Source organism: Pseudomonas sp. HMWF021, from assembly GCF_003061005.1.
Lineage (GTDB): Bacteria > Pseudomonadota > Gammaproteobacteria > Pseudomonadales > Pseudomonadaceae > Aquipseudomonas.
Map to the genome: position 1 here is coordinate 1 of NZ_QAIK01000019.1, position 7,793 is coordinate 7,793.

Consider the following 7,793-nt stretch of genomic DNA (forward strand, 5'->3'; position numbering starts at 1 on the left):
TTTTCGCCCTTGCTACCGCACGCTCGCTGAGTTCTGTTGTAAGGCTGAGTCCATTGGTGCGATTCAGGTAACCAATGAAGCCCTGCGCGGTCGCACGCTGTCCCGGCGACTGAATGAGATATGCCGTCACCGTCTTCTGCGTGGGCAACGTATCGAACTGCTGTGAAGCTGAAGCCAATACGTTTTTCGCGGCACGCAAGGAGAGCCGAACAGAACTGATCGACGTAGATCCGTCGCCTTGTTTGGTCCGAAGATACTCTCGGTAACCCAGCAGTGCTTCCAAGCCAACGCCGGCGGGCGTCGACTCGATCAGCTCTTGAATTCTGCGTTTTTCAGAATGTTCGTTGCGCAATTGCTCATCTGCCGCGACACCGTACCGCGCATTGAGCCATAGCATTGGGGTCTGCATCCTACGAAGCCCTTCTGCACTGAAATGTTCGAGCAGGAAAACGTACGAGGGTAATCCAACGGGATGCGCATCCAGGAAGCTGAAAAAGGGTACGTAGTGTTTGAGTTTCAGGGCCGCCTTCTGAGCCCCCATCTGGTTTTTTAACCACTGGCAGAACTCATTGAAGCGTTGACGCGTGCTGGCATGGGCGAACAGTTCGGCATGAATATGCGCGCGACGATCAAAGCTCTTTTCCCAAGCGCAGGTCTCGCATTCGTTTTTACGTCCCGCCGGCATCAACCTTGTGCAGCTGGCACACTGAACTTCGCCTTTTTCAGCGCACAATTTACACCGCATGAGACCATCGTCGCACTGGATCAAGAAACGGTGATGCCGGCAATCCGGGCACGTGGCCGCGCCCGCCCGTGCGCATTGAGCGCAGCAGCGAACATCGGGATCGATCGCCAGAACTCGGGTTAATTTTGTTGATAGCTTGCCGCATCGCTGGCAAGGCTCAGGTTCGTAAAAGTGATGTGCACAGCTGGCACATGCTGGGCCATAGACCGTCATCAATCCGACCGGCTTCCCGATCTTCTTGCACCGTACACAAGGCGCTCTCGACTCGCAGCGGATGCATTTGGCGTCTTTTTCAAATACGGGGAGCCGGGCGAAATTGTCACAGCCGGAACACAATCGGCGCTTGAACAGTCGGGCATAGCACGTGTTGCAGAATCGCCGTCCCTTGTGGATCCGGTGAATCTTCGATGCGATGCATTGGCATTCATCGCATTTCAGTGGCAGTTCCGGAGGTGTCATCGTTGAAACTTCCTGAGCAATCGTTGCCATCTCATCAATACGCTTTTCACAGAGCGCGGTGTTCGGACTGGGGCGAGGTTGTAGTTACGGCGTCGACTGCTTTTCAGCACTGCGCCAAGTCTAGCAAGTGAGGCCGGTAACTCTCCCGAGCGCGGCAGCAACAGCGATGGGCGCACGCGCTCCCGCTCGGCCACGGCCATCAAGCGCTCGGGACCGACCTCCAGCATGCTCCAGACGTGTGCCAAGAGGCCTGCGCGGTCCACGGGTGACAAATACTCGAATGGCAAGCCCGTTGGAGGAGGCCTGAGTTCGGCCAGGTTCACACCAAGCTCACGGAAAAACATCTCCGTGCAGGGGCTGGGTGCGCGCGCGGCGGTGCGCAATATACCAATCATCCATCGCGACAGAGCAAACCATTCAGTCAGAAGCAGATGGTTCTCGCCATACCGCAGGGTAGGTTTGGAAAACAGCTCATCAGCCGCAAGCTGGAAACTCAGAGCCTTGATCGGTGCCCTGTCAGTTGACGCGAAGCCCAGCTCATATCCGCAGCGATGGCACCGACCTAGCGTCTGCTCAGGTGGTGCAAGCAGATGAGGGCATAATGGCGCATGGCAGCATTCACAGCGGTCCAGCAGAATCACCTGGTGCAATGGACATGCGCTGTGCCACGCCAGCCGATCCTGTATCAGGTAATGAGGAAGTCTTTCCTTGAAGCATTTTGGGCAGTACTGAAGGCCGCCGCTGCGACGTCGATTCCGGCACCCCAGACAGAGAAACCAGGGCGCTATCCCTCTTGGGAATTCCGCAGCTCCCGTCATCAACTGATACAGCGGCTGTAAAGTGGCCGCTTGAAGCGCTGCTGTGGGAATGCCAGAAAGGCGGGTCAGGTGCTGCGACTGTTCAATGGATAACTCTCTGTCCGGATCGTTGCACCAGTACCTCAGCCTAGGCCAGACCTCGCCTGTTAGCGTTGTGGCATCGCAACCTTGGGCCAAAGCACATCGCATTAGCCAGGAGGAGATAACTTCGTCCTGCAGAAGAGCTGGCACCATCGGCCAGACCGGATTTAAAGGACGCGCTCCCGCACCCCATCTGCACTGGTAGGACGCATCCATTGGTTTTTCTCCAGCAGTCGACGGTCAATCACTTCCGAACCGTTTCGAATCGCCTCCCTTGCACACTCACGTAAAAGGTATTCGATGTTGCCCGTGTTGCCATTGGAGATCGCGTGAATGAGCGGGGTGAGCTCCGGCGAGTACAGTTTTGAAGCGAATTTGAGAGGGAGCACTGATTCGAAGCTTTTCAGGAAACGCTGAAACTCGGCATTGACCGACCAGTTGGGCAGCGAGACAACCTCAAACCGGCTTGAATACTGTGAATCCAGGACCAGTAGCTGAAGTGCCGTCCGGGTGCCGACCAACACCAAAGGAATGTGGAGGATGTTCGACAGCATCTTCAATTCGTTCATGACATCCATGCGCTTGGCAGCCGATCCGTTGTTGATCGTATGCACTTCGTCAAGAATGAGCATGCGAGTACGCGCATCACGCAAGAGATGAATGGCCTGATGTCGAAGCTTTTCCAGCGGCGCGACGGGGTTGTGGGGTGCCCAGAATTCTCGAAGAATGGCGTTATACAGCTCTCGCTCATCAGGCTTGTGAACTTCAGCACAAATCACCGGCCGCACGCTGACTGCATCGTCGCTGACGTACGGCTGCCCTGATAGCTCCTTGAACCGGGTGACCACCGTGGTTTTGCCTGTATTGGACTCACCGACAAGCATGAGGTTTGGCATTCGAGGACGCTCGGGCTTGCGTAGCAAGCCATTGAGGATGTCCATCAGGTTGTTAGCCGCCTGGTAATCAACCCAGCGCGGCTCATCCAGGAATGCGAGCCGATCAAGATCGGACTTTTCCATCACGTCTCTGAACTGCGGTGTGATATGGGCGTAATTGGTCACCAGACTTCTCCAAAAGTGTCCACTTCATCCACCGGCAACAGTTGCGGCGATTCAGGTAACCCAATAGGTGGCAACTTGGGCTCGACGTGCGGCGTGGGCCGAGCCGGCGTAGTTTGTTTGGTGTTGTTCGTCCGCTTCTGAACACTTTTGCGAGCCTGCTTGGTGCGCACGGCAGCCTCAGTTTCCTGCTGCTTGTTTTCGTCCAACATCCGCTCGATAACGTCGTGGTTGACCGCGTCGCGGCCGGCCTTCCTCGCTTTTTTCTTGGCGTTGACGTACTCGCCCACCGTTACGCCGGCGTATCTGCCGCGAATGATCGGTACCTCAAAGTGCTCTTTCAACGCCGGGTCGTAGAACCAGATTCGATTGATGTCACGAGGGTCGCGCCGAAAAAGGAATTTTCGAGCCTTGCCTGTTTTAGGATCGGTTGCACCTATCCACGGCCGCAGTGCTTCAGCGAAATACATCGCGTCCATTTCCACGCCATAGGGGTGAATGGTTCTCAGCGTCGCAGGCAAGAAGTCGAGTTGGAAACCCCACGGATCCGCGACCCTGGGCGGTAGGGGCACAATCGGGTCGTGCTCTTTATCTCCGAAAAATGCCAGATTCCATTTCTTGATCGGCGCCATGTCGATCTCTTCATGGAATTTATTGTTGTACTTGATGAGGTTTCTGACCAACCGCTGCTCGTATTCTGCAAACGTGTAGATCGACTGCTTCTCAGAGTCATATTCACGACGCTCGGCAGGATTGCTAAAGGTTGCGCCCCGATCTTTTTTGTTGATGCCGGCGAATGTGCCCATCCAGCGCTCAATGTGTCCACCCCATTGCGGGTTTTTCTTCGGCCTGAAGTCACGACGGATATTGTGGTTCACACAGGACTGCACAAGGCTATTGGTCTTGAAATCAGCACCGTTGTCACTGTGCAGCGTGCCCATTTTCCCCCACACCGGCCATTCAGCATCCACCCCATGAAGTGCCAGCCACTTTTCCTTAGGTAGGATTGAATGGACAACGCACATTGCCACCGAGACCGCAGAGGGGGCATCCATCGACAGGTAGTAGCCGGTCACCATTCGCGAATACACGCAGATTGCCAGCGTCAGCCAAGGACGACCGATGGGACGCCGGTGAACGTCGTCGACAATGATCATATCCGCCGGCGTGTGGTCGATCTGCACGATCTGGAGCGGGTACTCAGTGTTAAGTCCGCCTGGGCGCGGGTCATATTTGTTGCCCGCGAGTTCTTTATCGCCGCGTCTTCGCAAACGCGTTCGATCAGGAATGTTCTTGATGCGCGCCTGCACCGTCGACACGGTTGGAGGAGACAGCTTCAAAGCCTTGCAACGCTTTCGGACCTCATAAACCGTTGAGGCAACATCCGGGCGTTGCTCGGTCAGGTAAAAATCGTCGATGGTCTCGGCAATAACCTTCTCGACGCCCTCAGAGATCCTGGAACGACCTTTGCCCCACCCACGCTTAAGTGGGATCAGTGCGGTAACTTCGCCTTGCTCTTTGTAACGGCGCAGCCATCTGTAAACCGTAACCGCATCAACACCGGCGTCTTTCGCACGTTGCTCGACCACGCTACGTGACTGACCTTCAATGCTCAGGAGTGGGGCGATGACCGCGTAGCGTTTCTGCGCGATGGCCCATTCCTCAGCACCGATATCCTCTAAATCGTAATCTGCGTAGGGCCCTCTTACCTTGTCTCCAAGAAACGGCTTGAGCTCGCCGATTTGAAGCACCTTCGGTTGCCCGGTTTCGACATTGATCGCCAGCACGGATTGGAAATCTAATATCTGGGTAATCCGGAAGGTCTCTTTCTGATAGCAAGCAACCTGGCCGGGCGCGATATTTACGAAAGACCGGTCAATCTTGCCTCTCTTAGGCTGTTCACTAACGAAGTCATTCATTCGGCCACCATGACTTCTAACGAATCGCTCAGAGGCCCGGAAATATCGCAATCCAACTGACGGGTCGCGATGAGATGAAAGATATGCGATTTGCCCAGAGCTTCAGCGCCTTGAAAGTGCAGCGCCACGAGATAGCTGATTGATGCAATGCCCTTGAAAGCGACCGTGCGAATGATGGCGTCCAGATCCTGATCCGCGTAATCCGCGTTCTTGAATCGTTCTAAGTACTGGATGTTCTTCAGTGATTGGCCTCTGATCCGCGATTCGTCATAGATATGGAAGCGCCAACCTCGCTCCTTCGCATAACGCAACGCTGCCTTCCATTTTGGTAGCAGGTCGCGCCAGTTCTCACGCCAGTTCTCTGCCGGTTTGACCTCCACGAGCATGGGGCGCAGATGGGTGTGAGAATGGAAATGAACCAGATAATCCGGGGTATAAGTATAGGATCGGCCGCTGCGAGCAACGAAATCCAGTTGAACCGGCTGCGAGACCACAGTCAGAACATCCTTCCTGAAATCCATCCGACTGAGGAAGTCACGCTCCAACATGGACTCGAAGGCAACGCCTTGTCCGCGAAAAGCAAACACTCCGGAAAGGCTACGCGTCGTAGATTTTATGCGCCTCGCAACTGAGAACCGAGGCTGGTTGCAGCTATTGCTATCCATAATGCGGCCAGTTGCACCTATTAGCATGTTTGAGTTGCGTAATATTTGGGCGAATCATACGACAGAATGCGGAGCACAGCGTAGGTGCGTTGCATCTATTCCCAAATGTCACAGCAGCTCGAAACCGCAACCCGGCGAAATCACTCTCGCCCACCACGGCGTACTGTTTCTCGATGAGTTGCCGGAGTTTGATCGCAAGGTGCTTGAGGTGCTGCGCGAGCCGCTGGAATCCGGGCACATCGTGATCGCCCGAGCCAAGGATCGCGTGCGTTTTCCAGCGCGCTTTCAACTGGTGGCAGCGATGAATCCATGTCCCTGTGGATATCTTGGCGAGCCCAGCGGCAAGTGTTCGTGCACGCCGGACATGGTGCAGCGCTATCGCAACAAGCTGTCAGGGCCGCTGCTGGACCGGATCGATCTGCACCTGACGGTGGCGCGGGAAGCGACAGCGCTGAACCCGCAAGTGAAGCCGGGAGATGACAGTGCCAGCGCTGCGGCCCTGGTGGCCGAGGCTCGCGAACGACAGCAGCAACGGCAGGGCTGTGCCAATGCCTTTCTCGATCTGCCGGGGTTGAAGCGCCACTGCAGGTTATCCACAGCCGATGAAAAATGGCTGGAGTCGGCATGCGAGCGACTGATCCTGTCGCTGCGTTCGGCGCATCGCTTGCTGAAAGTCGCGCGGACCCTGGCGGATCTGCAACACGCCAATGACATCAGCCGTGAACATCTGGCCGAAGCGCTGCAGTATCGGCCAGCGACTCAGTAAATGTCAGGACCGTGTCGGCTCCATTCGCGAGCAAGACCACTCCCACAGGGTCAGCGAGAATCCTGTGGGAGCGAGCCTGCTCGCGAAAGCTATTTCAAAGGCGCATCAGCGAAAGCGGTCAACCTCAGAACGCAAATCCGCCGCCAGCTTCTCAAGCTCCTTCGCGGTCACTGCAAGATTGGACACCACCTCACGCTGCTCACTGTTGGCCAGCGCAATGCTCTGCAGATTGCTGCTGAGCAACGTCGCGGTGCTGCTCTGCTCCTGAGTCGCGGTGGTAATCGCAGCAAACTGCTGCCCCGCCGAACGGCTCTGCTCGTCGATCCGCGCCAGCGCCGACGCCACATTGGCGTTGCGCGACAGGCCTTCCTGCATCAACAGGTTGCCTTGCTCCATGGTGCTGATGGCGTTGCCGGTTTCCTGCTGAATGCTGTGGATCATCCCCGAGATTTCGTCAGTCGCCTGACGGGTGCGCGACGCGAGGTTGCGCACCTCATCGGCCACCACGGCGAAGCCACGGCCCTGCTCTCCGGCACGGGCTGCTTCGATGGCGGCGTTGAGTGCCAGCAGGTTGGTCTGTTCGGCAATCGAGGTGATCACGCTGACAATGCCGCCGATTTCCTGAGAGCGCTGACCGAGGGTGTTGATCACGGTAGCCGTGGTGTTCAACGCGCCAGCGATCTGCTCCAGCGAGGACGACGCGTCTTCCATCGAGCTGCGACCGATCTGCGTTTGCTGAGCGTTTTCCTGGGCCAGACGCTGGGTCGCGCCCATGTTGTCGGCGATGTTCAGCGAGGTGGCGCTGAATTCTTCAACTGCGCCGGCCATGCTGGTGATTTCGCCGGACTGCTGTTCCATGCCTTCGTACGCGCCGCCGGACAAACCGGACAGCGCCTGCGCGCGGCTGTTGACCTCTTCAGAAGAGCGACGGATGTGCTCGACCATGGTCGACAGCGCCTGACTCATCTGGTTGAACGCGCGGGACAGTTGGCCGATTTCGTCGTTGCTCGACACGTTCAGGCGCACGCTCAGATCACCGGCACCCAGCGCTTCGGCCTGACGGACCAGGTCGCCCAGCGGTTGCAACTTGCTGCGCAGCAGCCACATCGCCGCGCCCACCGCGATCAGCATCGCCAGCAGGCTGCCGATGGCGAGTTGGGTGCCGACGCTCCAGGTCACCGCGCGAATCTCGGCTTTCGGCATGCTCGCCACCACCGACCACGGCCCGCCGTCGAACGGTACGGCGATGCTGTAGAAATCTTCATCGGTGTCGCTCCAGAAC

Annotated in this window: 6 protein-coding genes and 1 pseudogene; 1 reads left to right on the forward strand and 6 read right to left on the reverse strand. The window is 57.0% G+C overall.

Translation table 11 applies throughout. From position 1 onward, the window contains the following. From DBR18_RS01725 to DBR18_RS01745, 5 genes are all read right to left on the reverse strand, one after another. Positions 1 to 685, reverse strand: a 685-nt coding sequence (locus DBR18_RS01725) for a hypothetical protein (RefSeq protein WP_256588495.1), incomplete at its 3' end; no start/stop codon positions are given. A gap of 515 nt (positions 686 to 1,200) precedes the next feature. Then, positions 1,201 to 2,319, reverse strand: coding sequence for a TniQ family protein (locus tag DBR18_RS01730; protein ID WP_108589031.1), 1,119 nt, complete (start codon positions 2,317 to 2,319; stop codon positions 1,201 to 1,203). Continuing rightward, positions 2,271 to 3,164 (reverse strand): TniB family NTP-binding protein, encoded by an 894-nt coding sequence (locus tag DBR18_RS01735; RefSeq protein ID WP_034139803.1) that lies wholly within the window; start codon positions 3,162 to 3,164, stop codon positions 2,271 to 2,273. The genes DBR18_RS01730 and DBR18_RS01735 overlap by 49 nt, the downstream gene beginning before the upstream one ends. Further along, entirely contained in the window at positions 3,161 to 5,080 is a 1,920-nt protein-coding gene (locus DBR18_RS01740; RefSeq protein ID WP_108589032.1) for a Mu transposase C-terminal domain-containing protein, read from the reverse strand. Before DBR18_RS01740 ends, DBR18_RS01735 begins: the two co-directional genes overlap by 4 nt. Next, on the reverse strand, positions 5,077 to 5,628 hold the full coding sequence (locus tag DBR18_RS01745; RefSeq protein ID WP_034139805.1) for a TnsA endonuclease N-terminal domain-containing protein: 552 nt from the start codon (positions 5,626 to 5,628) through the stop codon (positions 5,077 to 5,079). Before DBR18_RS01745 ends, DBR18_RS01740 begins: the two co-directional genes overlap by 4 nt. 235 nt (positions 5,629 to 5,863) lie before the next feature. Here DBR18_RS01745 and DBR18_RS01750 point away from each other — a divergent pair. Further along, positions 5,864 to 6,511 (forward strand): annotated as a pseudogene (locus tag DBR18_RS01750) (ATP-binding protein); the annotation flags it as partial. A 105-nt stretch (positions 6,512 to 6,616) separates the two neighbouring features. Here the strand turns inward: DBR18_RS01750 and DBR18_RS01755 are convergent. Further along, on the reverse strand, positions 6,617 to 7,793 hold a 1,177-nt coding region (locus tag DBR18_RS01755), incomplete at its 5' end, for a methyl-accepting chemotaxis protein (protein ID WP_146188721.1).

Coding starts and splice junctions, on each gene's coding strand:
- DBR18_RS01745 (WP_034139805.1), bottom strand. CDS start 5,628: ATGTTGGAGCGTGACTTCCTCAGTCGGATGGATTTCAGGAAGGATGTT.
- DBR18_RS01730 (WP_108589031.1), bottom strand. CDS start 2,319: ATGGATGCGTCCTACCAGTGCAGATGGGGTGCGGGAGCGCGTCCTTTA.
- DBR18_RS01740 (WP_108589032.1), bottom strand. CDS start 5,080: ATGAATGACTTCGTTAGTGAACAGCCTAAGAGAGGCAAGATTGACCGG.